Below are 25,512 nucleotides of genomic sequence, written 5' to 3' on the forward strand. Positions count from 1 at the left end.
GGCGTCCGTCAGGGCGCCTTTTTCATATGACGCAGGACCACGCCCGCGGCGATCTCACCGGACGGCTTGTCCGTTGCCATGCGCCCTGAAATCTCGGCAAACCCGTCTTTCTGCCAGGCGCGCATACCACTGTCGGCCAACAGCGCTTCCAGCTGGCGCGCAAGATTGTTCGGTTTGACGTACTCGTTATAGAATTCCGGGATCAACGCGCGATCCGAGATCAGGTTGGGAAGCAGCGCCGACCAGACGGAAACGAGATACGGCGCGACGACGCGTGCAACCGGGTCGAGCCGATAGCAAGAGATCATCGGCACCCCGGACAACGCCAGTTCCAGGGACACCGTGCCGGACGCGATCAACGCAGCGTCGGCCTTGCCGAAGGCCTGCCATTTGCGCTCGGGCTCAAGGATAATCTCGGGTTTCTCGTCCCAGCGCGTGACCGCGGACCGCACGGTATCCGCGACATGTGGCACCGTCGGCAGCATCAGCCGGAGCCGATGCCCGCGAGCCCGCAATATCGACACGGTCTCGCCGAACGGCTCGAGCAGCCGCCGCACCTCGCCGCGCCGCGAGCCGGGCAGGACGAGCAGCGTCTTCACGCGGTCTGGTGATAGATCCCGCGGCTGGCCTTGAGCCTTTGCCGCCGAGAGCACACCCGCGTCGTGGGTCAGACGGTGCCCGACATAGGTGCCGGGCGGACCACCCAGCCGATCGAGCTCCTTCACCTCAAACGGCAGGATGCACAGAATGTGGTCGACATAGGGCTTCATTGCCACCGCCCTGCCCGGCCGCCATGCCCAGACGCTCGGGCAGACATAGTGGACGATCGGGATCGACGGGTTGGCCGCGCGCACTTTTTTGGCGACGCGCAGCGAAAAATCGGGACTGTCGATGGTGACCAGGCAATCGGGCTTGGCGTCCGCAACCATACCCGCCAGCTGGCCGATCCGCCGGATCAGGCGCGGCAGGTCACGCAAGACGGCGCTGAACCCCATCAGCGCGACCTCGCCGGCGTCGAACGGCGAAACCAGCCCAAGCGCCTGCAGGTGGCGGCCGCCGAGTCCAACGAGCTGCACCTCGCGCCCTGTCATCTGGCGGAGCGACCGGACGATGTCGGCGCCAAGGAGGTCGCCTGACTCCTCGCCCGCGACGATCGCGATCTTCAGCGCCCTGTCAGCCATGTCCGGACTCCGCTGCGGCAAGGCCGACGATGAACAGCCCAAGCTCATTGGCACGCGAGAGAGTTGCGGGGCCTTCGAGGATCAGGGAGCGTCCCGCTTCGACGGCAATGCCGGCAAGGCCGGCCGCATGCGCTGCTTCTACCGTCTGTGGCCCCATGGAAGGAAGATCCGCCCGCAACTCCTGGCCAGGCTTGGCGCATTTGACCAGAACGCCGCGCGTCTTGCCGGCGATACGGCCGTGGCCGCGCAGCAGCCTGGCGCGGTCCAGCAATCCGGCCGTGCCCTCGATGCCTTCAAGCGCAATGGTCCGGCCGCCGACCGCGATCGCCGCCTGGCCGATATCCAGCGCCCCAATGGCCTTTGCCGCCGCAAAACCCGCCTCAATGTCGCGCCAGTCCGATTTCAGAGGCTTAGCCCTGGTCAACACCCCTTCGGCGGCGACAAGGTTCGGCACGATCTCGTGGGCACCCACGACCTTAATCCCCCTGGCCTCGAGCCCGCGCGCCACCACCTTGAGCAGCCCGTCATCGCCACGCGCCAACGCCATGACAACAAGGGGCACCACGGCGAGCAGGCTAAGGCTTGGTCGCAGATGTGCCAGCCTTGGCCTGCGCTTTATCTCGCCGGCAAGTACCAGATGGGTAATCCGGTTGCGCTTGAGCAGCGGAACGAGCGATCCTATCGCCTCCAGGGCAAGAGTATCATGCTCGTACCGGCACAACTCCGCCAAGCGGTCAGCCTCACCGTCCATGAGCACGATGAAGGGCGCATGACCCTGTTCGGCCAAACCGGCAGCGACTTCGACCGGAAGGCTGCCGCCGCCGGCGATGATGCCGACCCTGGCACCAGGCGGGAGATCAACACCAGCCGCGGCTGTCTCAGCCTTCGTCATCGGAATCGTCGCCATCGCCGCCCTTGAGCGATGGCACCGCATAGTGCCGCTTGCCGCGACTGGTGATGAAGTCGATGATCTTCATTGCGGTCGGCGACGAGGCGAACTCCGCCTTGGCGAACTCGATGTTCTCGCCGACAGTGCGGGAGCGGTCGAAGATCGTCTTGTAGGCCTTGCGCAGCAAATAGATTTCGGAACGCGGCAGACCGGCGCGCTTGAGGCCGATGATGTTCAAGCCGCGCAAGCTGGCGCGGTTACCGACCGCGATGGCGTAGGGAATGACATCACCAACAAAAGCCGAGCATCCGCCAAGAAAGGCGTTGTCGCCTACACGCACGAATTGATGAACGGCGCTAAGGCCGCCGATATAGACATTGTTGCCGATCTCGCAGTGGCCGCCCAATGTCGCCCCATTGGCGAAGGTGGCGTTGTTGCCGACGGCGCAATCATGGGCGATATGGGCGTAGGCGAGGAAATTGCCATTGTCGCCCACCGTCGTTTCGCCGCGGCTGGTGTCGGTGCCGACATGCATGGTCACGCCTTCGCGGATGGTGCAGTTGGCGCCGATGACGAGTGTGGTGCGGCCGCCCTTGTGCTTGGTGTTCTGCGGCGGTCCGCCCAGGATCGCCATCGGATAGACCTTGGTCGACGCTCCGACAGTGGTCGCGCCCATGACCGAGACATGGCTAACCAGTTCGACACCGTCACCGATCACAGCATCGGCGCTGACATGGCAGAACGGCCCAATGCGCACACCGTGGCCGATTTGGGCGCCTTCTTCCACGACGGAGGAAGGATGGATTGACGTGTTGATTTTCATAGGCACTCGATCGTCAGTCGCCGGTGACCATCATGGCTGAAATCTCGGCCTCGGCCGCCCTGGTACCTTCGACCAGGGCTTCGCAGGCGAATTTGAGCAGATTGCCGCGCTTCTTGATTTTCTTGACGTGGATCTTCAACTGGTCGCCGGGAACGACCGGTTTGCGGAATTTGGCGTTGTCGATGGTCAGGAAATAGACCAGCGACGGCTTCGACGCCCCGAGGCTGCGGATACAAATGGCGCCCGCCGTCTGCGCCATGGCCTCGACGATCAGCACACCCGGCATCACCGGCTGCTCCGGGAAATGACCCTGAAAATGCGGCTCGTTTATGGTCACGTTCTTGATGCCGATGGCGGAGTCGTCGCCATCGATGTCGACGATGCGGTCGATCATGAGGAAGGGGTAACGGTGCGGCAGGAGCTTCATAAGCCCCAATATGTCGACCGCTTCCAGCGTTGTCGCCGCCACCATGTCAGCCATTGTCCTTGCCCTGCTTGCGTGCCCTGGCCATCGTGCGCAACATGGCTATCTCTCGCATGGCTTCCGCCATCGGCTGCGCCGGATAGCCACCCCATATCTCGCCGGCGGGAACATTGCTCATAAATCCACTTCTGGCGGCAAGCTTGGCACCTGTACCAATCGTCAGATGATCCGCAAGCCCGACGCCGCCGCCCATGGTGACATTGTCCCCCACCACCACGGAACCGGAAATACCCGAAAGCCCGGCTACTATGCAATTGCGACCGATGCGGACGTTATGGGCGATCTGCACGAGATTGTCGATCTTGGTGCCTTGCCCGATGATCGTATCGGACATGGCGCCGCGATCGACGGTGGAATTGGAGCCGATCTCGACATCGTCCTGGATGATGACCCGTCCGATCTGTGGAACACGTTCGGGACCCTTGGCGCCGCCGACAAAGCCAAAACCGTCCTGTCCAATCCTGGCGCCACCATGGATGATGACCCGATTGCCGATCAATGCGTACTGGATACTGGCGCCCGGGCCGACATAGCCGTCACGGCCAATCTGGCAGGACTGTCCGATGACGGCGTTTGGCGCAATGACGGTGCCGCTGCCGATCGAGACGCCTGGCCCGATGACCACGCCGGCTTCGATGACAGCGCCGGCTTCGACATGCGCTGTCGGATCGACGTGGGCATGGGGCGAAACACCGGTTTCACCGGTCATCGGCCCCGGCGTAGCGGCCGTGGGGAACAGCAGCCGACCGACCAGGGCGAATGCCTGTTGCGGCCGCGGATGGATCAGGACGGCGACGGTAGCCGGCGCCTTGTTTGCGAATTCCGCCGGACACAGGACCGCTGCCGCCCGCAGCGACGGCATCAGCGACGAATTGCGCCTGCCGTCGACGAAAACGAGCGCGTTGGCCCCGCCTTCATTGGCTGGCGCCAACGCTTCGATCGAAACGTCGGATTGGCCGGAATCGACAAGCACCGAGCCAGTCAGATTCGCGACTTCGGCCGCCGTATACCGGCGTGATGGCGCGAAGAACACCGGATCGGTCATTCCAGAAGCTATATCCAGCTAGGTCGGAACATTTCTCCCGGATCCAAAACCCGGGAGCATCGTTGGCCGCCGATCAGAAGCGGGTCGATATGCCGAAGTTGAATTCCTGCACGTCGTCTTTGGCTTCCTTCTTGACCGGGATCGCATAGTCGATACGGATCGGCCCGAACGGCGAGGCCCACATCAGGCCGACACCGACCGAGGCGCGTATCTGCAAACCGGTCGAGTCCTGATCGACCAGTGACTGATCGGCAATCTTGTTGCCGTAGAGCGTCGCCGCATCCGCGAACACCGCGCCACGCAAGCCGAAGCTCTCGGGAACAACCGGGAGCGGGAATTGCGCCTCGGCCGAAGCGTTGAAATAGGTCGTGCCGCCCAGATGATCGCCGCTGGTACCGGTAGCGACCGGGCCGATGCCACCATAGGCAAAGCCGCGGATCATGCGATCGGTGCTCTGGAAGTGGTCGAAGATGCGCAGATCGCCGTCGCTGCCGTAACCCTCGACGTGACCCGCGCCACCCGAAAGGAGGCCGACAAGGTCAAGCTGCTCGGACAGCGTCTGATAGATGCTGCCGCGTCCCGTGATCTTCACGAACTTGGCATCGCCTCCGAGGCCAGCAACCTCCACGGTCGTGTTGGCATAGATACCCTCATGGGGGTTCTTCATGTCGTCGATAGTATTGTAGACCAGCCCAAGGCTGACCGAGGACTTGATCCACGGGCTCTCCTCAATGCCATCCAGAACGGCCTGGGAGATGTTGCAGTTGCCTTGCGGAACCGCATCGGTGGGATCGCAACCGTCGTCGACCTTATATTTCTCTTGCGAGATGTTGTACGCCAACTGGGTCGTGATGCTGTTGGTGATCGGCAACCCGAAGCGGATCGTCGCCCCGGTGGTGTCGCTGTCGTAATTGTTGTTGTATTCCCGCGTCGACTTGAAAATGTCGAAGCCGGCGGCTATACGCCGCCCGAGGAAATACGGCTCCGTAAAGGACAGGCTGTAGTCGCGCGAGTTCTTGCCGCCACCCGCCGACACTTTGATAAACTGGCCGCGGCCGAGGAAGTTGCGCTCTGTGATCGATCCCTCAACGGACGGTCCAGCAGAATCGCCGCCGGTCGAATAGCCGGCGCCAACCGAGAATTCACCTGTCGACTTCTCGACCACGTCGACCACCAGCACGACCTGGTCAGGGGCCGAGCCAGGCACGGTCGAGATTTCGACTTTGTCAAAATAATTGAGGTCTTCCAGACGCTTCTTCGCGCGCTGGATGAGCACCTGGTTGAACGCGTCGCCTTCGCTGACGTCGAATTCGCGGCGAATGACATAGTCACGCGTCCGATCGTTGCCGCGGATCTCGATGCGCTCGACATAGGCCTTGGTGCCCTGGTCGACCGTGTAGACCACCGAAATCGTATGGTTCTCGAAGTTGCGATCGCCACGCGGCGTCACCTGCGCGAATGCATAGCCGGAACCGGCCACCTTCTCGGTCAAGGCAATGATCGAGTCTTCGACATTCTTGGCGCTGTAGACATCGCCCTTGTGTGTTTCCACTACCGATTCCAGCGACTTGGAGTCCACTTCCGGGATCGTGCTTTCGACGCTGATGTCGCCGAAAGTATAGCGCTCGCCTTCCTGGACGGTGATGGTGACCGTGTATTTGTTGGTCGCATTGTCGAGCTCGCCGACAGCGGACACGACCTGGAAATCAGCATAGCCGTGATTATAGTAGAAGCGGCGCAGCAGTTCCTGGTCGGCGCGCAGCTTGTCTTCATCATAGACGTCGTCGCGCAGGATGAACGAGACCCAGGATGAGCGCTTGGTATTGATCACGTCCGACAGGCGGCGGCTGGAATAGGCGCTGTTGCCGACGAAATTGATTGCCGCGATCTGAGTGCGATCGCCTTCGGTGACGTGGAACACCACATTCACGCGGTTGTCGCCGAGCTCCATGATCTGCGCGGTCACGCCGGCATCGTCACGGCCGATGCGCCTGTAAGCGGCCTTGACCGCCTCGACGTCCGAATCGAGCGTAGCCTGGGAGAACGTGCCGCGCGGCTTCAGCTGAACCGCTGCCTGAAGCGCGTTGTCCTTGAGCTTCTTGTTGCCCTGGAACAGCACCTGGTTGACGACCTTGTATTCCGAAACCTTGACGACCAGGGTCGAGCCGACCTGGTTGATCTGGACATCCGAGAACAGGCCGGTGCCGAACAGCGCCTTGACCGCGCTATCGACATCGGAGCTGGAGAAAGCCTTGCCGGGCTTGATGGTGATGTAGTTGCGGATGGTATCGGCGTCGACGCGCTGGTTGCCGCTCACCTCCACCCTGCTTACGACAGCGGCTTCGGCCGCCGATGTGGCAACGAACTGCACTGCGAGCGCACCGGGTACGACCAGAGCGGCGGACAGTGCCGCCGCTGACGCGGCGTTTAGAAACTTGGATGCTGCCTTCATCGGGCTTAATAACCTTTTCTCGTAGTCCCCACGGCGAGAAAACCGGACGTGCGGTCATTTCCCCTACCGTATTAACCGGATTTTCCCTACACGCAAGGCTTCTGGTTAATTTGTATTTACTTAACCCTGTTGCGTGGCTTTCGCGTCACTCATATCCCCGTGCATGGTAAACGGCGTCTCAACATCGACCATGCCCAGGCCGAATTCCTTCATGATTTCAGCACCCAAAGAGATCGTTCCAGAACACGAACGCCATGAAGCACAGCACCAGAAGCAGACCGGCCCGATAGGCTATTTCCATCATCCGTTCCGACACCGGCCGGCGGATGACGGCCTCCACCCCGTAGAACAACAGATGGCCGCCGTCGAGGGGGGGAATCGGCAAAAGGTTTAGAATGCCTATCCCGACGGAGAGCAGCGCGACAAGCTGCACCAGCCACTCGAAACCGAGTTTGGCAGCCTTGCCGGCCATGCCTGCGATCTTGACCGGACCACCCAGCTGGCACTTGTCCTCGCGCCCCACGACGAAGCGCTGCAGAAACTGGCCCGTGCGCTCGATGACATGGCCCGTTTCCTCAACGGCCGCCGCAACGGCTCCCACCGGGGTGTATGTGATAAGACGAGGCTGGCCGAGTTCCTTGTTGTTGACGACGCCGATCACCGCAACCTTGATCTTGTTGCCGAGCGCGTCCTCTTGTTCCATCAGGTGCGGCGTCGCGGTCACCGTGACCTCCTTGCCGCCGCGCAGCATGACGAAGGTGATGGCGTCGCCGGCCCGGCCCGAGACCAGCCGCTGCACGTCTCCGAAGGTTTCGACCTTGCTGCCGTCGACACTGACGAATCGGTCGCCAGGCAAAATGCCAGCTTTGGCCGCGGGACTGTCGGCGGTAACCTCCGCGACCATGGGCTCCGCGACATAACGCCCATAGGAGGCAAACAGCACGGAAAAGACGACGATCGTCAGCAGGAAGTTGAACAGCGGCCCGGCCACCACCGTTGCCGCGCGCTTCCAGATCGCCTGGGTGTGGAAGGCAACCTTGCGTTCCTGGTCGGTCAGCGTTTCGAGCTCGTCCGACGTCGGCTTGCTGGAGGTGGCGCTCATGTCGCCGACAAACTTGACATAACCGCCAAGCGGTATGGCGCAAAGCTTCCAGCGCGTGCCGTGCCTGTCGTTGAAGCCTATGAGCTCCGGACCGAAGCCGATCGAGAAGGCCCTGACCCCGATGCCGCACCAGCGGCCGACGAGGTAGTGGCCCATCTCGTGAACGAACACCACCACGGTCAGTACGAAGAGAAACGGCACGAGCGTGCCGAGAAAGAGGCCTTCCGTGCTGAAAATCGCGTGAAGAATCTCGTTCAACTCAAGCCCTCAAGTTCTTCCGCGGTCGCTGCGTGACTGTGACATCAATACAGGCGAATCCAAGGCACGTCCGCGCCAGATCGTGGAATGACACCATTCAAATGGCAAACAGCCCCTGCGCCGGATGGTCGGCGCCCGCCGAAATCCAACCGATGACGTATAGGGCAAGAGCGGCCGCGACAAGCCCGTCGACACGATCCATGATGCCGCCATGGCCAGGAATGAGCACGCCCGAATCCTTGCGGCCGTGCCGCCGTTTGACCCAGGATTCGAACAGGTCGCCAGCCTGGGCGACGACGGACAGCACCAGCGCCACAATGCCGAGCAACGCCAGGTTGCCGGCGCCGGCAAGGGCTGCCAGCAAAAGTCCCGCGACGACGCCACCGACCGCCCCGCCGAACGCGCCGCTGCGCGTCTTGCCTGGCGAAATCGACGGCGCCAGTTTGGGCCCGCCGACGGCGCGCCCGACGAAATACGCGAAGATGTCGGTCGCCCAGACGACCGCGAACAGAAACAGGATGGCGACGAAGCCCGAATGGTCGTCGTCGCGCAGCAGGGCAAGCGACAGACCCGACACGCAGGCATAGGCAAGGCCGCCAGCGTCCCACTGGTCGATCCTGCGAATTCCCGCGGTGGTCGCCGTTATCGCAACCAGAATCACCACGAGCGGCAGCAGCCACAATGCGGACAGGCCGGCAATCAAGGCACCGACGAAAATGACCATCAGCGCTTCCGGCAGGAAGCCAAGCCCGTCGGCCGCGGCGGGCCGCGACATGCGTGTCCATTCATAAAAGATCATTGCCGCCATGACGGTGCACAGCAGCCGGAAAGGCAGGCCGCCAAGCCAGGTCAGGCCAAGGGCGGCAATAGCGAGCACGACCGCCGAAATCACACGTAGCTGAAGGTTGCTCATCCCGCGGCCGGTCGCGACGCGACGTCTTGCGGGTCCAGTCCGCCGAAGCGGCGCTCGCGGCCGGCATATTCGCGTAGAGCCTCGGCGAGGTGCTCGCGATTGAAGTCCGGCCAGTAGCACGGCAGGAAGACGAGCTCGCTGTAGGCGGCCTGCCACAAGAGGAAGTTGGACAGGCGAAGCTCGCCGCTGGTGCGGATGACCAGCTCCGGATCGGGAATGCCTTGCGTGTCGAGAGAGCCGGCAAAGCTTTCGGCGGTGATCGCCTCGCTGTCGATTTCACCGCGCGCCACCGCCTCGGCGAGCTTGCGCGCCGTGCGCACGATCTCGTCGCGCCCGCCATAATTGAAGGCGATCACCAGCGTCAGCGAGGTGTTGCGGATCGTCAGCGATTCGGCTTCCTCGAGCAGCCCCCTGATGTCCGCCTGCAGCCCTGCCCGGTCGCCGATGATCCTGACCCGCACGCCGCTCTGGTGCAGCTCGGCAAGGTCGCGACGGATGAACAGCTTCAACAATCCCATAAGATCGCTGACCTCGGACTTCGGCCGTGACCAGTTCTCCGACGAGAAAGCATAGACGGTCAGGAAGGAGATACCGAGACCGGGGGCGGCACGCACAGCCTTGCGCAGCGCCTCGACGCCGGCGCGATGACCCGCGAGCCTCGGCATACCGCGCGCCTTGGCCCAGCGTCCATTTCCATCCATGATGATCGCGACATGCGCGGGCGTTGTCATGATCTCGCTTTCGGATCAGCCAAGGGCCAACCCTAAACCTGCATGATTTCAGCTTCCTTGTCGGAAAGCAGATGATCGATGGTGCTGATGGTCTCGTCGGTAAGCTTCTGGACCTGGTCGGAACGCTTGCGCTGATCGTCCTCGCTGATGTCGCCGTCCTTCTCCGCCTTCTTCAGGAAATCCATGCCATCGCGGCGCACATGGCGCGCGGCGACGCGCGCGTTCTCGGCATAGCCGTGCGAAATCTTGACCAGTTCCTTGCGGCGCTGTTCGTTGAGCTCCGGCAGCGGAATCCTCAGATTGGTGCCGTCGACGATCGGGTTGAAGCCCAGATTGGATTCCCGGATCGCGCGGTCGACCGCGCCGACCATCGACTTGTCCCAGACCGAGACCGAGATCATGCGCGGCTCAGGCACGGTGACGTTGGCCACCTGATTGATCGGCATGGTGGTGCCATAGGCTTGCACCTGGATCGCGTCGAGCAGGTTGCTGGAGGCGCGACCGGTCCGCAGCGAGGCCAGATCATGCTTGAACGCCGCGATTGCCCCATCCATGCGCCGCTTGAGATCGTCGTACTCACCACTCATTCTAGTCTCCTCGACCCGTCTGCCGCGGGTTCACTGCTTCGGGCAAAGGCCCCGTGTTGGAGCCTGATTTCGAAACCCGGTTTCCCGGGATCGGGCCCGGATCACTCGTCCGCGACGACCGTACAGCGGCCGCCGCCCCTCAGAATATCGCCGAAACCACCTTTTTCGTGGATCGAATAGACGATTATCGGAATGTTGTTTTCGCGCGCAAGTGCAATCGCAGCCGTATCCATGATCGAAAGGCCGCGATTTATGACTTCGGCATGGCTGATGCGCTCGAAACGTGTCGCGCTTGGATCCTTTTTCGGGTCGGCCGAATAGACGCCGTCGACCTGCGTGCCCTTGAACAACGCGTCGGCGCCAATTTCGGCGGCACGGAGCGCTGCGGCCGAATCGGTGGTGAAGAACGGATTGCCGGTGCCGCCGGCGAAGATCACCACCTTGCCCTGGTTCATGTAGGCGGTCGCCTGGCGCTGCGAAAAGCTCTCGCAAAGCTCAGGCATGGCAATCGCGGACAGCACAACGGCGTCGACGCCGATCTTGTTCAGCGATGTGCGCAGCGCCAGCGAATTGATGACAGTGGCAAGCATGCCCATATGGTCGCCAGTAACGCGGTCCCCACCCTTGGAGGCAACGGCCACGCCGCGAAAGATATTGCCGCCGCCAATGACGACACCCACCTCTATGCCCAGCGCGCGCGCCTCGGCGATGTCGCCGGCGATGCGGTCGACGACCGAGACATCGATGCCGAAATGCTGTTCGCCCATCAACGCTTCGCCCGAAGCTTTCAGCAGAACACGTCGGTAGAGGGGCTTCACCGTCATCTGGTTCCTCGAAAATCCCGGCGCGGCAAGCTCTGAAGGCGAAAAAGGCCTCCTGCTTCGCCCGGCGGTGCTGTCATGACGGGTTGACCGGATACACGAAGGGCGCGGCGATGTCACGCCGCGCCCTTGTGCAAAATTCCAGGCTTTTTGGATCAGTTGCTGCTGATGGCAACAGCCTCGCCTTCGACCACGACCGGCAATGCATAACCGGACGGCTTGTCGCCGGTCACGACACCACCGGCGACACGGACCTGGATCTCGGGACCGAAATAGGAATGCGGGAACGGCGCAGGCGTGCCGCTCACCTTGTCCAGCCGCTGGCGAAGCGCGGGCGGTATCGAGAAATCGAGCGCGGCAACATTGTCCTGCAACTGCGAAAGTCTCGTTGCCCCAAGGATGACGGTGGCGATTCCTGGCTGTGTCGCCACCCAGTTGAGCGCCACCTGAGCCATGCCGCGGCCGAGTTCGGCGGCGACTTTTTCCAACTCCGCCACAACAGCCCAGTTGTGATCCGTGAATTTCTGGAAGCCGGGATGGGTGGTGTTGCGGAAGCCGTCGAGCCGGCCGGCATTGCCCGCTTGCATCGGCCGGTATTTGCCGCTCAACAGGCCGCTGGCCAGCGGGCTCCAGACCATGATGCCGGCGCCATGACGTGTCCCGAACGGCACGAATTCATGCTCGATGGCACGCTCCGCCAGGGAGTATTCGAGCTGCAACGCCGAGATCGGCTCATAGCCGCGCAGTTCGGCGATCGCCTGAGCCCGCCCGGCATACCAGGCCGGCACGTCGGACAGGCCGATGTGACGTATCTTGCCTGCCCGAACCAGATCGTCGAGCGTGCGCAGCACTTCCTCGGCCGGCGTCAGCCTGTCCCAGATATGCATGAGATAGAGATCGATGTAGTCGGTGCCCAGCCGCTTCAGCGAGGCGTCGACGGCACGCATGATGTTCTTGCGGCCATTGCCGCCGGCGTTGGGATTGCCGGGGTTCGAGTTCATGGTGAATTTGGTGGCGATCACCGCCTTGTCGCGCAAGCCTCGCTCGGCCACGAATTCACCGAGCCAGGTCTCGGCGGTGCCCCCGGTATAAAGGTCGGCGGTGTCGAAGAAATTGCCGCCGGCCTCGACATAGGCGTCAAACATCGCGCGCGCCGTATCCCGGTCCGCGCCCCAGCCCCATTCCGTGCCGAAGGTCATCGTGCCCAGCGCCAGCCGGCTGACGCGCAGGCCGCTGTTGCCGAGTGTGTAGTAGCTCATCGTCATTGTCTTTTCCGATCCTGATCCGGTTGATGCGGGCGTCATTGGCCCGGGGTCGTCTTGACCCAGGGATTGCCGCGTTCATGCGTCATGCGGAAGGTGAAGCCATCGACCTTCCAGGCGGTGCCAGAACGAGTCAGGTGGTGCTCATAGGTGCCCCAGACTTCCCAGAGTGGATCGCCATTGCCCTCCATCAGGTTCCAGGCATAGCCGTTCGACAGAACAGTCGCCGTGTCCGCCTCGAGGACGACCTGGTGATTGGTGCGCAGGTGCAGGCTGGTCTTGCTGCCCTTGAGATTGCCGGCCCAGGCGCCGATCAGATCGTCGGAGGCAATGTTGGCCGCGGGCTGCCCGGACAGGCTGCTGAAGTCGGCGGTGACCCGATCCGCGAAATAGCTGCGCGCGCGTTTCCAGTCCTGCGCGTCGACGGCGCGGTCGATGGCATCGGCGATACGGATCACGGCGCGTTCATCGGCAAGTGCCTGCCAGCCGGTCGGTTCGGCACCACCGGCATCGACGGGTGCCAAGGCAAGGCCTGCTGCGAAGGTAACGTGTTTCAAGGCATTCATTTCGCTTCTCCTTTGGTGGATAGGTTTGCAACGGACGGATGATCAGTCGGGGAGGTCCGCCTTCAGCCTTTTGACAGCGCGTCGACAACGACCTGGAAGCGGCGCGGGTCGAAATAGTCGTGATAGGCACTGATCAGGCCATTCTCGAAATGGAAGACGGCAATGTTGCTGTTGGTGTATTCAGTGCCGCCGACGAGCACGGCGCGGTTCCGGTATTCGACCACCACGGCTTCGGAGTCCGCAGCGGGATAGATGGCCGTCAGTTGCGATTCGAAGGTTTCGAAATTGCCGAACAGTCCCCTGAAGGCGGCCACGATCGCTGCCTTGCCGTCGATGCTGTCGCCAAATCCCGCCAGCGGATAGAAGACTATGATGCGGCCATCCTCGGCCCAGAGTTCACTCCAACTGTCGATATCCTTGCGGTGCATCAGGTCAAAGAAGTTGTGTACCGTCTGGAGGTTGCGGGCTTGTCTGGAATGAAGGTCGGACATCGGAGGCTCCTTGCTGTCTGATGCTTGCCGTTCGATGCCGTCTTAAATGATCCGCTTTTGCCTCCTCGATAAGATTGCATGATCTGCATGGACCGTGCGATATGGTTCATGAATGGACCGGGACCTGCTCACCCACCTGCCTGTCATTGTAGCCGTTGCGCGGCGCGGCGGCTTCGCACTTGCCGCGGCGGAACTCGGGATGAGCCCGTCGGCGGTCAGCCATGCGGTGCGGCTCGTCGAGGAGCGTATCGGCCAGCCGCTGTTTGCGCGCACGACGCGCAGCGTTTCGCTCACCGAGGCCGGCAAGGCGCTGGTGGAAACGGCGGCCCCTGCCCTCCAGGATATTGCCGAGCGGATGGACCGCATCCGCAGCGACAAGGGCAGGCCGTCTGGCCTGCTCAGGATCAACGCCTCCAACATCGCGATTCCATTGGCGGTGACGCCGGTCGCCGCCGCGATGGCCGAGCGCTATCCCGACATTACGGTCGAGATTTTTGCCGATCAGGGATTGGTCGACATCGTCGGCGAAGGTTTCGACGCCGGCATCCGGCTCGGCGAGATGATCGCGCAGGACATGGTTGCCATCCGCCTGACGCAACCCTTCAAAGTCGTCATCGTCGCCTCTCCCGCCTATATCGGGCGACGTGGCCGTCCGCGCCGAGTAGCCGATCTCGCGAACCACAATTGCATCGGGTACCGGCTTGTCCGCTCGGGGGCTCTCTATCGCTGGGATTTGACCGAGGATGGCAAGGATGTGGTCATGGAAACCAGCGGTACGGCCATCGTGACGGATTCGCTCGCCGCCATTGATCTGGCGCTCGCTGGGGTCGGCCTCGCCTATATGTTCGAGCCGCTGGCCCGCGCGGATCTGGCAGCCGGGCGCCTGGTGCAGGTTCTGCCGCAATCAGCGATCGAGGAACCCGGCCTTTTCCTCTACTTCCCGCGCCGCGCGGCAATGGCGCCGAAGCTCAGGGCGTTTATCGATACCGCAAACGAAATCGGCCGGGCATCCCTGCGGACGCCCGGCCGAAAAACACAGTCGGAATAAAGCGGTAGGACGCTTACTTCTTGACCGCCGCCGCGACTTCCGCGGCGAAATCGGACTCTTCCTTCTCGATGCCCTCGCCGAGCGCGAAGCGCAGATAGGCCGTGATCTTGGCCGGCGCGCCGATTTCCTTTTCGGCATCCTTCAGCGCCTTCTCGACAGTGATGTCGGGGTTGAGCACGAAGGCCTGCTTCAAGAGCACGACTTCCTCATAGAACTTGCGCAGGCGACCCTCGACCATCTTTTCGATGATGGCTTCCGGCTTCCCGGACTGGCGCGCCTGGTCGGAGAAGATTGCCTTCTCACGCTCGACCGCCGCCGGGTCGATCTGCTCGGCGGTCAGCGCCATCGGGTTGGTGGCGGCGACATGCATTGCGACCTGGCGGCCAAAGGCATTGGCGGCATGCTCGTTGCCGGTAGTCTCGATCGCGACCAGCACGCCGAGCTTGCCAAGGCCATCGGCAACCGAATTGTGGACGTAGGTCGCAACCGCGCCATGCGGCACGGTCAGCTTGGCCGAGCGACGGAAGCCCAGGTTCTCGCCAATGGTGCCGACAGCGTCCTTGATGGTGTCGGTGACCGACTTGTCCGAACCCGGATACTTCGCGGCGGCCACAGCCTCTGTCGTGCCATAGGCAAGCGCCACCTTGGCGACGTTGGCGACGATTTCCTGGAAGGCGGCATTGCGGGCGACGAAATCAGTCTCGGAATTCACCTCGACGACGGCGGCTTCGCGCACGCCGTTGTCGACGCCGATCAGGCCTTCGGCGGCGGTGCGACCGGCCTTCTTGTCGGCCTTGGAGATGCCCTTCTTGCGCAGCCAGTCAACGGCTTCTTCCATGTTGCCATTGGTCTCGTTCAACGCCGCCTTGCAGTCCATCATGCCCGCGCCGGTCAAGTCGCGGAGTTCTTTGACCTGTGCAGCCGAAATGCTCATTGTCGCCTCTTTGTTTAAATGCACCGACGCACCATCGTTATTTGATGGTGCGTCTGTTTAGCGTGCCAAAATATGAGAAAGATGAAGGCCGCAAACCGGCCTTCGACTATCAAGCCTCTGGGGCTTCCGACGCCGGAGCCGGATCGAGCGCCGGCTCGACCGGAGCTTCGACCGAAGCGCCGATATCCATGCCGAGCGCGCCCTGCTGACGGGCGATGCCGTCAATCGCGGCCTTGGCGATCAGATCGCAATAAAGCTGGATGGCGCGGGCCGCGTCGTCATTGCCGGGGATCGGGAAATCGATCTTGTCCGGATCGCAGTTCGAATCGATGATGGCAACGACCGGGATGCCCAGGCGCTTGGCCTCGAGGATGGCGATCGCTTCCTTGTTGGTGTCGATTACGAACATCAGGTCGGGCGTCGAGCCCATGTCCTTGATACCGCCGAGCGCCTTGTCGAGTTTCTCGCGCTCGCGGTCGAGGTTCAGGCGTTCCTTCTTGGTCAGGCCTTGCGCCTCGCCGGCCAGCATCTCGTCGAGCTTGCGCAGGCGCTGGATCGAGTTCGAGATCGTCTTCCAGTTGGTCAGCATGCCGCCGAGCCAACGCGAATTGACGTAGTACTGGGCCGAACGCTGCGCGGCATCGGCGACGATGTCGGACGCCTGGCGCTTGGTGCCGACGAACAGCACGCGGCCGCCCTTGGCAACGGTGTCGGAAACCTGCTTCAGCGCCTGGTGCAGCAAAGGCACCGTCTGCGAGAGGTCGATGATGTGGATGTTGTTGCGGGCGCCGTAGATGTAGGGCGCCATCTTCGGGTTCCAGCGGTGGGTCTGGTGGCCGAAGTGAATGCCAGCTTCCAAAAGCTGGCGCATGCTGAAATCAGGCAGTGCCATTCTCATTTCCTTTCCGGTTAGCCTCCACGGACACAGGCATTTTTTGGACGAAGTCCTCGAACGCCACCGGAGGTTTCAGCCGGATTTCTCCCGGGCAGACACCAAAGTCCGTGTGTGGAATGAGCGGGCATATAGAGGGGAAGCGCGATAAACGCAAGCCGTGTGACGCTTTCCGCTCAGCGTGCGGCAATCAGCGCTCCGGTGCCTATCATGGCACTGCCGGCGAACCTGTTCATCAGTCGCATGCGCCCGGGCGTCCTGAACCAGCCTGAGGCCCGGCCCGCAAGTACCGCATAGACACCCATGGTGAGGATATTGACGCTGATGACGACGGCCACCACCAGCAGGCCATCGACAAACGTCAGCGTGTCGAGATCGAGGATCAGCGGCATGATCGAGGCATGGAACAGGATCGCCTTCGGGTTCCCCAGCGCAATGGACGCGCCAAGGAAGAAGAACCGCGACAATCTCGCCTGTGCCGTCTGCGGCCCGTTCGGTTGCGTGGCCGAGGCCCGCCACATCCTGATGCCGAGAAAAATCAGGTAGGCGGCGCCTGCATATTTAAGCAGAAGGAATATCCATTCGAATGTCTGGGCCAGGGCTACCAGCCCGAGCAGTGCCAGAGTGACCAGCACGGCATCGCCGGCGGCGACCCCCACGCCGGCCATGAAGGCGCGAAGAAAACCACGCGACACGCCATTGGTGATGACCGTGAACATCGCTGGCCCCGGTGTGGCGGCGGCGAGTGTGACGGCTGCGCAATACGCGAAAAATGCCGTTGGTGTCATGACCGGGCCTTTCCGTTGGGTACCCGCACGCGCCTGAAGATCGCGACGATCTCCTCGCGGCTGCATTCGATGGCGCCGAGCCGCACCGCGCGGTCGCGCTCGAAACCGGTTATGTCATAGTGTGGCGCCGATGTCCTGGGCGGCCCCTGGTAGGACGAGCGCTTCACGCCAAGCCGGGATGCGAACCGATGCAGCTCTTCGGTGTCGTCGGCCATCAAATGGCACCAGCGATGGCCTGCCCACTTCCAGATCGCCGCATCGACATAGACCGCCATCAAGCCCGGCCAGCTCACTTGCGCATCACTGCTACTTCGATACGGGACAAGGCTTTGTCTGGTCGAACAGCGACAGGTTGACCAGCTTGCCGGTCATGGAGAAGTCGCCATAGTCCATGACGAGATCACGGGTGATGCCGTTTTCATGCAGCTTGAAGCTGATCCGGTATTCCGGCACTTCCTCGCCCTTCTGGGCACTGTCGTCGAAATAGGCGATGTCGACCGGCCAATATTTGTCGGTGGCAAGCTTCGCCAGTGCCGGCGCTTCCGGATCGGCCTTGTCGGCTTCGGTCTTCTTGCCGACGACAACCGTGGTCGTCATCACCTTGTTGGCGTCCTCCGACCCGTCGAACAGGTTGGTTTGATAGAAGTTTTCGCCTTTTTCGGCCTTGCCGATCAACTCGACCAGATGCTGGGTCGGAAACTGGGTGGCCGCGAGTTCAAGACTGTTCTTCTCCGGCTTGTCGATATCGACCTTCAGCCCCTTGGCATTCTTTGTCGCGACGCCCTTGACCTCCTTGTCGAGGTTCTGGTCGACGAAGGACTTCGTTACGAAAGAAAACACCTTGCCTTCCGCGTCCTCGAAGGTGGTGGTCTGCTGGTCGGTCAGCTTCGTGTTGTCGCTGGTCGCGATCTGCGTGACGAAACGGAATTTCACCGTGTAGCCTTCGCAGGCCGAGCCGTTGAACTCGTAGACCATACGGCCGGTGATACCGGTAATGCCGGATCGATCATCCGCCTTCTTGAGGGTGAGATCGTAGACGGCGCGATGCGCCTGCAGCGCCGGTACGGCGAAAGCGGAGCCCACAGGGAACAGCGCCGACAACAGAACGGCGTGGAATGCAAGGCGCGCTGCGCGCATGAGGTACTCCAATCGTCGCGGCTGATGGCAGGGCCGCAGGGAAAGATGGTCCAGCTTAAAAAAAGTCGTGGCGGAAGCGAGGCAAAAATAGCAATTTCGGCCCGGCTAGCGCGGCACCTTCCAGCAATAGGGAAAAGCAATGAGTGAAACAATCGAAAAGCGGCTAAGTGATCTCGGCGTGACGCTTCCTGTTGCCGCCGCGCCTGCCGCCAACTACGTGCCCTATTGCAGGACCGGCAATCTGCTGTTCACGGCGGGACAATTGCCGCTCAAGGACGGCAAGCTGCAGGCGAGGGGTCTGCTCGGCCGCGACGTCGACACGGCAAGCGGCAAGGACGCCGCGAAATACTGCGCCATCAACATCCTGGCGCAAGCCAAGGCGGCACTTGGCGACCTCGAGAAGATTCGCCGTCTGGTGAAGATCACCGTCTTCGTGGCTTCGGCCACCGACTTCGTCGAACAGCATCTGGTCGCCAACGGCGCCTCCGATTTCCTGGTTGCCGCGCTTGGCGAAAGCGGCAAGCACGCACGCTCCGCCGTCGGCACCGCCTCCCTGCCGCTTAATGCCGCGGTGGAAATCGAAGCGATCTTTGAAGTCGAATGAGTGAAGGTGCGGACATGACCGACCTCTCCTGGCTGACTGCCCGGCCGGTTGCCCATCGCGGCTTTCACGACTTGAACAAGTCGCGCTGGGAAAACACGCTTTCCGCCTTCGCCGCCGCGGCCGAACGCGGCTACGCGATCGAATGCGACGTGCATCTGTCGTCGGATGGCGTTCCCATCGTCATCCATGATGACGATCTGCAACGGCTGACAGGTCAGGACGGTTTCGTCTGGCAACGCAGCGCGGCCGAACTTACCGCGCTCAAGGTCGGCGGCACGGCGGATCACGTGCCGACGCTGCAGCAAACGCTCGACCTCGTCGACGGCCGCGTGCCCATGGTCGTCGAGCTGAAAGGAACTCCCGGTCGCGATGGGGGCCTAGTGGCGCGCGTCGGCAAGATGCTGAAGCGCTACAAGGGCAAGGCGGCGATCATGTCGTTTGATCACTGGCTGATCCGCGATTTCCCCAGGCACGCGCCCGGCATTCCGGCTGGATTGACCGCCTATGGCAAGGACGCCAAGCTGATCGAAGCACATTTTTCCATGCTGGCGCACGAACTCTCCTTTACCTCCTATGCCGCCGGCGATCTGCCGAACCCGTTTGTCAGCTTCGTGCGCGAAAAGCTCAAAATGCCTGTCATCACCTGGACGGTGCATGACCAGCCGGCGGTCGACCTGACCTTTAGATATGCCGACCAGATGACGTTCGAAGGTTTCGAACCCGACCTGGTCAAAGTCGCCTGAGCAGGGTGCCCGAAACGTGACTTGTAGCGGCCCGAATGGAGCTTAAATAAGCCTCATGGATCAGGGCGACGACTGCGACGGACAATCGGCGAATGCGGGCTATTCGATCCGGATCGCCGCGGGCATAGGCGCCTTTACCTGCGATGAATGGAACGGCTTTGCCGGAACCACGCGCGGCGACGCGGCCGGATATAACCCACTCGCTTCATTCGCTTTTTTGAGCGCTCTGGAGGATTCGGGCTGCGCCGTGCGGCGCACTGGCTGGCAAGGCCATCACCTGCGGCTGGAAACCGCGCAAGGCAGGCTGCTCGGCGCTATTCCCTGCTATCTCAAGTCGCACAGCCAGGGCGAATATGTGTTCGATCACGGCTGGTCGGATGCCTTCGAGCGCGCCGGCGGCCGTTACTATCCAAAATTGCAAAGTGCCGTGCCGTTCACGCCGGTCACCGGCCCTCGCCTGCTGGTCGGCAAGGGCGAGGATCAGGACGCGGTTAAGGCCGGGCTTGCCGCCGGGCTCAAAATGGTGACCGACAAGCTCGGCATATCCTCGGCGCATGTCACCTTCGCGCAAGAGAGCGACGTCGCGACGCTGGAGGCCGCGGGCTTCCTGCATCGCACCGATCAGCAATTCCATTTCTTCAACGAAGGCTTTTCCACCTATGACGACTTCCTCGCCACGCTTGCCTCGCGCAAGCGCAAGGCGATGAAGAAAGAACGGCGCGAAGCGCTCGCCGATGGCATCACGATCGACTGGCTGACCGGCAAGGACCTGACCGAAAAGGCCTGGGACGACTTCTTCGCCTTCTACATGGACACCGGCAGCCGCAAATGGGGCCGCCCCTACCTGAACCGTCAGTTCTTCTCGCTGATCGGCGAACGCATGGCGGACGACATCCTGCTGGTGATGGCCAGGCGCAACGGGCGCTACATTGCCGGCGCCATCAACTTCATCGGCTCCGACGCGCTCTACGGCCGCAATTGGGGCTGCATCGAGGATCATCCCTACCTGCATTTCGAGGTCTGCTATCACCAGGCCATCGACTTCGCCATCGAACGCAAGTTGAAGGTGGTCGAAGCAGGCGCGCAAGGCGAGCACAAGCTGGCGCGCGGCTACCGGCCGGTGACCATGCATTCGGCGCATTACATTGCCCACCCCGGCCTGCGCAAAGCGGTCGCCGATTATCTCGGGCGCGAGCGGCGCGAGGTGGCGCGGATGGGCGAATACCTGGAAGAACATACCCCGTTCCGCAAAGATCTCGAGGGATAGCAGGCTTTTTCGACACGCCTGCCGACGCTGTTTACCCCGCGGCAGGACCCCGCCAGGCCATGCCTCGGGCATGGGCGCGCAAGTCTACGCCATTGAAGCCCTAAACTGCAGATTGTCGCACGATGTTGCTGCCCCGCGGGTCCTCGATTGCGCCTTCCTGTCGACGCTGATCTTGCTGGCCGGCGGGCTTCCGCTCGACAGGGTGTCCGCGACACGGGCCGCCTTGTTGAACGACCGCGCCGCACCTTATTTCGACAGCGCGTCGTCGCGCAAAAGACGCTTCCATCGCGCGCTCATAGACGCCACCATGGTCGATCTCGGCTGATCGCCCCGCAGCTTCGTCTTGCCGCTCGGAGGTGGCTTCGCTACACCGGACGTCAAGGCAAACTCCGGAGCGTTCGCCATGACTGAGACCGCCTACGACACCGACAACATCTTCGCAAAGATCCTGCGCGGCGAAATACCCTCGCACCGCATCTATGAGGACGAAGCGGTCGTGGCCTTCATGGATGTGATGCCGCAGGGGCCGGGGCATACACTGGTGATGCCGAAGGTGCCGTCGCGCAACCTGCTCGACGCCGATCCGTCAACGTTCGGCCCGCTTTTCACGGTGGTCCAGAAAGTGGCGCGGGCCGTCCGCAAAGCATTTGACGCCGACGGCGTCACCGTCATGCAGTTCAATGAACCTGCTTCGGGGCAGACCGTCTATCATCTTCACGTGCATGTCATCCCGCGCTTCGACAGCATCCCGCTGAAGCCGCATACGGGCGCGATGGAGAATCCGGAAGTGCTGGCGCGGAACGCAGACAAGATCCGCGCCGCGCTGGGAAGCTGATTCCGCGCATCATTTCGCGGAGAGAACCGGCCGCTCGCGTGAGCCGTTCGATCGCGCTCGGGCGGGGGCGTTGCATCAGTCCTTAGGCAGAAGCCTCCCCAAGGGCCCGGGCGATGCTCGACTTCCTGAACGCGCCACGTCGTCGTCCCAATGAAAAAAGCCCCGTTTCCGGGGCTCTCTTCAACTTTTGTCAGGCTCAGTTCTTTCTGGGCAGTTGCGGCACGAGGCTGCGCTTGCCGCCGTCCTTGCCCTTGGGCTCGGGCTTCTGCGCCACGACCTTCTTTGCCGCAGGCTTCCTGGCCACGGCCTTGGATGGCTTCGGCGCGTCTTCCGGCTCTTCCTTCTTCGGCTTCACCGGCGCCTCGTCGGCGAGCGATTCGAGCTTGAGGCCGGTCTCGCCGGTTTCCTTCTTCTCGACGGTGACGCGCACCGTGCCGCCCTTCTTGAGCTTGCCGAACAGCACCTCGTCGGCCAGCGGCTTCTTGATGTGCTCCTGGATGACGCGGCCGAGCGGACGCGCGCCCATGCGTTCGTCATAGCCCTTGTCGGCGAGCCAGGCGATCGCGTCCGGCGACAGGTCGAAGGTGACGCCACGCTCGGAAAGCTGGGCTTCCAGCTGCATGACGAACTTCTGCACCACCTGATGGATGACCGGCACCGGCAGCGAGCCGAACGGAATGATCGCATCGAGACGGTTGCGGAATTCCGGCGTGAACAGCCGGTTGATCGCTTCGACATCGTCGCCTTCGCGCTTGGTCGAACCGAAACCGATCGCCGCGCGCTGCGCATCGGATGCGCCCGCATTGGTGGTCATGATCAGGATGACATTGCGGAAGTCGATCTGCTTGCCGTTGTGGTCGGTCAGCTTGCCGTGGTCCATCACCTGCAACAGGATGTTGAACAGGTCCGGATGCGCCTTTTCGACCTCGTCGAGCAGCAGCACGCAGTGCGGATGCTGGTCGACACCGTCGGTCAAAAGGCCGCCCTGGTCGAAGCCGACATAGCCGGGAGGCGCGCCGATCAGCCGCGAGACGGTGTGGCGTTCCATATATTCCGACATGTCGAAACGGATCAGTTCGACACCGAGCGAGGCGGCCAACTGCTTGGCGACTTCGGTCTTACCGACGCCGGTCGGACCTGAGAACAGGTAGGAGCCGATCGGCTTCTCCGGTTCGCGCAGGCCGGCACGCGCCAGCTTGATCGCCGAGGTCAGCGCGGTGATGGCGGTGTCCTGGCCGTAGACGACGCGCTTGAGCTCGATGTCCAGGCCCTGCAGCACCTTCTCGTCATCGGCCGAAACCGTTTTCGGCGGGATGCGTGCCATGGTGGCGATCGTCGCTTCGATCTCCTTGATACCGATCGTCTTCTTGCGCTTGGCCTCCGGCACCAGCATCTGCGAGGCGCCGGTCTCGTCGATCACGTCGATCGCCTTGTCCGGCAGCTTGCGGTCGTTGATGTAGCGCGCCGACAGCTCCACCGAGGCCTTGATCGCCTCGTTGGTGAACTTCACCTTGTGGAATTCCTCATAATAGGGCTTCAGGCCCTTCATGATCTCGATGGCGTCCTCGACGGTCGGCTCGTTGACGTCGATCTTCTGGAAGCGCCGCACCAGCGCGCGGTCCTTCTCGAAGAACTGGCGGAACTCCTTGTAGGTGGTCGAACCGATGCAGCGGATCGCACCCGATGACAGAGCCGGCTTCAACAGGTTCGACGCATCCATGGCGCCGCCTGACGTAGCACCCGCACCGATCACCGTGTGGATCTCGTCGATGAACAGCACGGCGCCCGGATAGTCCTCGAGCTCCTTGACGACCTGCTTCAGCCGTTCCTCGAAGTCACCGCGATAGCGCGTGCCGGCCAAAAGCGTGCCCATGTCGAGCGCGAAGATGGTGGCATTGTGCAGGACTTCCGGCACGTCGCCCTCGACGATGCGCTTGGCCAGGCCTTCGGCGATCGCCGTCTTGCCGACGCCGGGATCACCGACATAGAGCGGGTTGTTCTTGGAGCGACGGCACAGCACCTGGATGGTGCGGTTGATCTCGCTCTCGCGGCCGATCAGCGGATCGATTTTGCCGGCCTTGGCCTTGTTGTTGAGGTTGACGCAATAGGCGGTCAGCGCGTCCTGCTGCTGCTTCTTCTTGCCGCCTTCCTCCTGGGGCTCGGCACCGTTCTGGCCGCCCTGCTCGTCATCGGCGCCGCGCGGGGTGCGGCTCTCGGACGCGCCCGGACGCTTGGCGATGCCATGCGAGATGTAGTTGACCGCGTCGTAGCGGGTCATCTGCTGTTCCTGCAGGAAATAAGCGGCATGGCTTTCGCGCTCGGCGAAGATGGCGACGAGCACGTTGGCACCCGACACTTCCTCGCGGCCAGATGACTGCACATGGATCACCGCGCGCTGGATGACGCGCTGGAAACCGGCGGTCGGTTTGGAATCCTCATCGTAGCCGGTGACCAGATTGTCGAGCTCGGTGTCGATGTAGGTCAGAACGGTATGCTTCAGTTCGTCAAGATCGACGTTGCAGGCGCGCATGACGGCGGCCGCCTCCGTGTCGTCGATGAGCGCGAGCAGCAGGTGTTCAAGGGTTGCATATTCATGGTGCCGCTCGTTGGCGAGCGTCAGCGCTTGATGAAGCGCCTTTTCCAGGCCTTGGGAGAAAGCCGGCATGTTACCTCACTTCTTCTCCATCACGCATTGCAGCGGATGCTGATTCTGTCGGGCGAAATCCATGACCTGAGACACTTTGGTCTCGGCCACCTCGAATGTATAGACCCCGCACTCGCCCACTCCATGATTGTGAACATGAAGCATGATGCGTGTGGCAGCTTCGCGGTCCTTCTGGAAAAAACGCTCCAGCACGTGAACCACGAACTCCATCGGAGTGTAGTCGTCGTTGAGGATGAGGACCCGGTAAAGGCTGGGCTTCTTGGTCTTGGTTTTGGTGCGCGTGATGACGGCCGTCCCGCGGCCGGCCTCATTGCCGTCGCCGCCGCCGTTTTGCATCCGCGCCACTCGTCTCGTGGCAGTCAAACCGATCGTCACGTATTCCTGCCTCTTCGAATCCTCATGCGAGTTTCACATGTAGGTGTTCGATGGACGATTTTAAGCCCTTCTGGTTAGCTGACAATATGGCTAGGTGACCAACTTGGCGGAATTTCGCGATCGTGAAGCGTTGACATGAAAAAACCCGGCCGCGTTTCCACGACCGGGTTTTGTCCCGCGCCCAAAGGGCCGGATCTGGAATTCTCGGGCGAAAATTATTTCGCCTTGGCAACGATCGATTCGAAAGGCTTGTAGGCTTCCTTGGCGAGTTCGGCATAGAGGTCGCCAATCTTGGTGGCCTCGGCAACGAACGCCTCGTAGGACTGCTTGGCATAGTCGGATTGAATCTCGATCGCCTTGTCCAGCGACTTGGCCGAGAACAACTTCTCGACCGCGGCGCTGCCGGCTTCGAGGCTCTTCTTGGTGTATTCGCCGGCCTCGGTGGCGATCGCCTGCGCGCCCTTGGACAAAGAGGCGAAGCTCTTCAATCCGGTGTCAGTGAACTCCTTGCCGTATTTGCTGAAGTCCTCATAGGTCTGGGTCATTTTCGTACTCTCCCTGGACGGTTGACGCGCCCTGCCCCGAGCGCCGTTGTGCAATGCATATATATATTGTGCGG

The 25,512-nt window shown here is 62.1% G+C and carries 28 protein-coding genes; 6 read left to right on the plus strand and 22 right to left on the minus strand.

Annotated elements, in window-relative coordinates:
• Positions 1-8: 8 nt before the first annotated feature.
• The 14 genes from lpxB to FJ960_RS02545 all read right to left on the minus strand — a co-directional run bounded on the left by lpxB (position 9) and on the right by FJ960_RS02545 (position 13,605).
• Positions 9-1,181: a lipid-A-disaccharide synthase gene (lpxB, locus tag FJ960_RS02480; protein WP_140711657.1), complete on the minus strand. Its 1,173-nt coding sequence runs from the start codon at positions 1,179-1,181 to the stop codon at positions 9-11.
• Positions 1,174-2,088, minus strand: coding sequence for an LpxI family protein (locus FJ960_RS02485; protein ID WP_140711659.1), 915 nt, complete (start codon positions 2,086-2,088; stop codon positions 1,174-1,176). Before FJ960_RS02485 ends, lpxB begins: the two co-directional genes overlap by 8 nt.
• Positions 2,060-2,893, minus strand: a complete 834-nt coding sequence (gene lpxA / locus FJ960_RS02490) for an acyl-ACP--UDP-N-acetylglucosamine O-acyltransferase (RefSeq protein WP_140505465.1) — start codon at positions 2,891-2,893, stop codon at positions 2,060-2,062. Before lpxA ends, FJ960_RS02485 begins: the two co-directional genes overlap by 29 nt.
• A gap of 13 nt (positions 2,894-2,906) precedes the next feature.
• Complete coding sequence (gene fabZ, locus FJ960_RS02495) at positions 2,907-3,374, minus strand: 3-hydroxyacyl-ACP dehydratase FabZ (protein ID WP_140711661.1); 468 nt, start codon at positions 3,372-3,374, stop codon at positions 2,907-2,909.
• Positions 3,367-4,422: a UDP-3-O-(3-hydroxymyristoyl)glucosamine N-acyltransferase gene (lpxD, locus tag FJ960_RS02500; RefSeq protein ID WP_140505466.1), complete on the minus strand. Its 1,056-nt coding sequence runs from the start codon at positions 4,420-4,422 to the stop codon at positions 3,367-3,369. Before lpxD ends, fabZ begins: the two co-directional genes overlap by 8 nt.
• Positions 4,423-4,495: 73 nt before the next feature.
• Complete coding sequence (gene bamA / locus FJ960_RS02505) at positions 4,496-6,874, minus strand: outer membrane protein assembly factor BamA (RefSeq protein WP_140711663.1); 2,379 nt, start codon at positions 6,872-6,874, stop codon at positions 4,496-4,498.
• A gap of 217 nt (positions 6,875-7,091) precedes the next feature.
• Positions 7,092-8,234: an RIP metalloprotease RseP gene (gene rseP, locus FJ960_RS02510; RefSeq protein WP_140711665.1), complete on the minus strand. Its 1,143-nt coding sequence runs from the start codon at positions 8,232-8,234 to the stop codon at positions 7,092-7,094.
• A gap of 97 nt (positions 8,235-8,331) precedes the next feature.
• Complete coding sequence (locus FJ960_RS02515) at positions 8,332-9,147, minus strand: phosphatidate cytidylyltransferase (RefSeq protein WP_140711667.1); 816 nt, start codon at positions 9,145-9,147, stop codon at positions 8,332-8,334.
• On the minus strand, positions 9,144-9,878 hold the full coding sequence (locus tag FJ960_RS02520) for an isoprenyl transferase (protein WP_140711669.1): 735 nt from the start codon (positions 9,876-9,878) through the stop codon (positions 9,144-9,146). Before FJ960_RS02520 ends, FJ960_RS02515 begins: the two co-directional genes overlap by 4 nt.
• 32 nt (positions 9,879-9,910) lie before the next feature.
• A complete protein-coding gene (frr, locus tag FJ960_RS02525; RefSeq protein ID WP_027142617.1) occupies positions 9,911-10,465 on the minus strand; it encodes a ribosome recycling factor in 555 nt (184 codons plus the stop codon).
• A gap of 101 nt (positions 10,466-10,566) precedes the next feature.
• On the minus strand, positions 10,567-11,289 hold the full coding sequence (gene pyrH, locus FJ960_RS02530; protein ID WP_027142616.1) for a UMP kinase: 723 nt from the start codon (positions 11,287-11,289) through the stop codon (positions 10,567-10,569).
• A gap of 152 nt (positions 11,290-11,441) precedes the next feature.
• Positions 11,442-12,551: an aldo/keto reductase gene (locus FJ960_RS02535; protein WP_140711671.1), complete on the minus strand. Its 1,110-nt coding sequence runs from the start codon at positions 12,549-12,551 to the stop codon at positions 11,442-11,444.
• 35 nt (positions 12,552-12,586) lie between these two features.
• Positions 12,587-13,114 carry a nuclear transport factor 2 family protein gene (locus FJ960_RS02540; protein WP_140505476.1) on the minus strand — a complete coding sequence of 176 codons (528 nt, stop codon included), beginning with the start codon at positions 13,112-13,114 and terminating at the stop codon, positions 12,587-12,589.
• Positions 13,115-13,176: 62 nt separating this feature from the next.
• On the minus strand, positions 13,177-13,605 hold the full coding sequence (locus FJ960_RS02545; protein WP_140711673.1) for a nuclear transport factor 2 family protein: 429 nt from the start codon (positions 13,603-13,605) through the stop codon (positions 13,177-13,179).
• Between the two features lie 112 nt (positions 13,606-13,717).
• Here FJ960_RS02545 and FJ960_RS02550 point away from each other — a divergent pair, with 112 nt between their 5' ends.
• A complete protein-coding gene (locus FJ960_RS02550) occupies positions 13,718-14,653 on the plus strand; it encodes a LysR family transcriptional regulator (RefSeq protein ID WP_140711675.1) in 936 nt (311 codons plus the stop codon).
• Positions 14,654-14,666: 13 nt separating this feature from the next.
• Here FJ960_RS02550 and tsf read toward each other — a convergent pair whose 3' ends face one another.
• From tsf to FJ960_RS02575, 5 genes are all read right to left on the minus strand, one after another.
• Positions 14,667-15,587, minus strand: coding sequence for a translation elongation factor Ts (gene tsf / locus FJ960_RS02555; RefSeq protein WP_027142611.1), 921 nt, complete (start codon positions 15,585-15,587; stop codon positions 14,667-14,669).
• A gap of 109 nt (positions 15,588-15,696) precedes the next feature.
• The gene (rpsB, locus tag FJ960_RS02560) at positions 15,697-16,479 is read right to left on the minus strand and encodes a 30S ribosomal protein S2 (RefSeq protein ID WP_140505484.1); all 783 of its coding nucleotides are present in this window, start codon (positions 16,477-16,479) and stop codon (positions 15,697-15,699) included.
• A 176-nt stretch (positions 16,480-16,655) separates the two neighbouring features.
• Entirely contained in the window at positions 16,656-17,267 is a 612-nt protein-coding gene (locus FJ960_RS02565; protein WP_140711677.1) for a LysE family translocator, read from the minus strand.
• Positions 17,264-17,542: a DUF4031 domain-containing protein gene (locus FJ960_RS02570; protein ID WP_027142608.1), complete on the minus strand. Its 279-nt coding sequence runs from the start codon at positions 17,540-17,542 to the stop codon at positions 17,264-17,266. Before FJ960_RS02570 ends, FJ960_RS02565 begins: the two co-directional genes overlap by 4 nt.
• Positions 17,543-17,573: 31 nt before the next feature.
• Positions 17,574-18,404, minus strand: a complete 831-nt coding sequence (locus FJ960_RS02575; protein WP_027142607.1) for a cell envelope integrity EipB family protein — start codon at positions 18,402-18,404, stop codon at positions 17,574-17,576.
• A gap of 139 nt (positions 18,405-18,543) precedes the next feature.
• On the opposite strand from FJ960_RS02575, the gene FJ960_RS02580 reads away from it, so the two are divergent.
• The 5 genes from FJ960_RS02580 to FJ960_RS02600 all read left to right on the plus strand — a co-directional run bounded on the left by FJ960_RS02580 (position 18,544) and on the right by FJ960_RS02600 (position 21,853).
• Positions 18,544-19,008 (plus strand): RidA family protein, encoded by a 465-nt coding sequence (locus FJ960_RS02580; RefSeq protein ID WP_140711679.1) that lies wholly within the window; start codon positions 18,544-18,546, stop codon positions 19,006-19,008.
• Between the two features lie 14 nt (positions 19,009-19,022).
• Positions 19,023-19,751, plus strand: a complete 729-nt coding sequence (locus FJ960_RS02585; protein ID WP_140711681.1) for a glycerophosphodiester phosphodiesterase — start codon at positions 19,023-19,025, stop codon at positions 19,749-19,751.
• Between the two features lie 55 nt (positions 19,752-19,806).
• Positions 19,807-21,018, plus strand: coding sequence for a GNAT family N-acetyltransferase (locus FJ960_RS02590; protein WP_140711682.1), 1,212 nt, complete (start codon positions 19,807-19,809; stop codon positions 21,016-21,018).
• Positions 21,019-21,130: 112 nt separating this feature from the next.
• Complete coding sequence (locus FJ960_RS02595; RefSeq protein WP_140711684.1) at positions 21,131-21,343, plus strand: hypothetical protein; 213 nt, start codon at positions 21,131-21,133, stop codon at positions 21,341-21,343.
• Between the two features lie 78 nt (positions 21,344-21,421).
• On the plus strand, positions 21,422-21,853 hold the full coding sequence (locus tag FJ960_RS02600) for an HIT family protein (RefSeq protein WP_140505492.1): 432 nt from the start codon (positions 21,422-21,424) through the stop codon (positions 21,851-21,853).
• Positions 21,854-22,049: 196 nt separating this feature from the next.
• Here the strand turns inward: FJ960_RS02600 and clpA are convergent, their stop codons facing one another.
• The 3 genes from clpA to FJ960_RS02615 all read right to left on the minus strand — a co-directional run bounded on the left by clpA (position 22,050) and on the right by FJ960_RS02615 (position 25,438).
• Positions 22,050-24,518 carry an ATP-dependent Clp protease ATP-binding subunit ClpA gene (clpA, locus tag FJ960_RS02605; RefSeq protein WP_140505493.1) on the minus strand — a complete coding sequence of 823 codons (2,469 nt, stop codon included), beginning with the start codon at positions 24,516-24,518 and terminating at the stop codon, positions 22,050-22,052.
• A gap of 6 nt (positions 24,519-24,524) precedes the next feature.
• Positions 24,525-24,854 carry an ATP-dependent Clp protease adapter ClpS gene (gene clpS, locus FJ960_RS02610; RefSeq protein WP_010909565.1) on the minus strand — a complete coding sequence of 110 codons (330 nt, stop codon included), beginning with the start codon at positions 24,852-24,854 and terminating at the stop codon, positions 24,525-24,527.
• 254 nt (positions 24,855-25,108) lie between these two features.
• The gene (locus FJ960_RS02615; protein WP_027142601.1) at positions 25,109-25,438 is read right to left on the minus strand and encodes a phasin family protein; all 330 of its coding nucleotides are present in this window, start codon (positions 25,436-25,438) and stop codon (positions 25,109-25,111) included.
• Between the last annotated feature and the right edge of the window lie 74 nt (positions 25,439-25,512).

This window comes from Mesorhizobium sp. B2-3-11 (genome assembly GCF_006442215.1).
In the GTDB taxonomy this organism is placed as follows: Bacteria; Pseudomonadota; Alphaproteobacteria; order Rhizobiales; family Rhizobiaceae; genus Mesorhizobium; species Mesorhizobium salmacidum.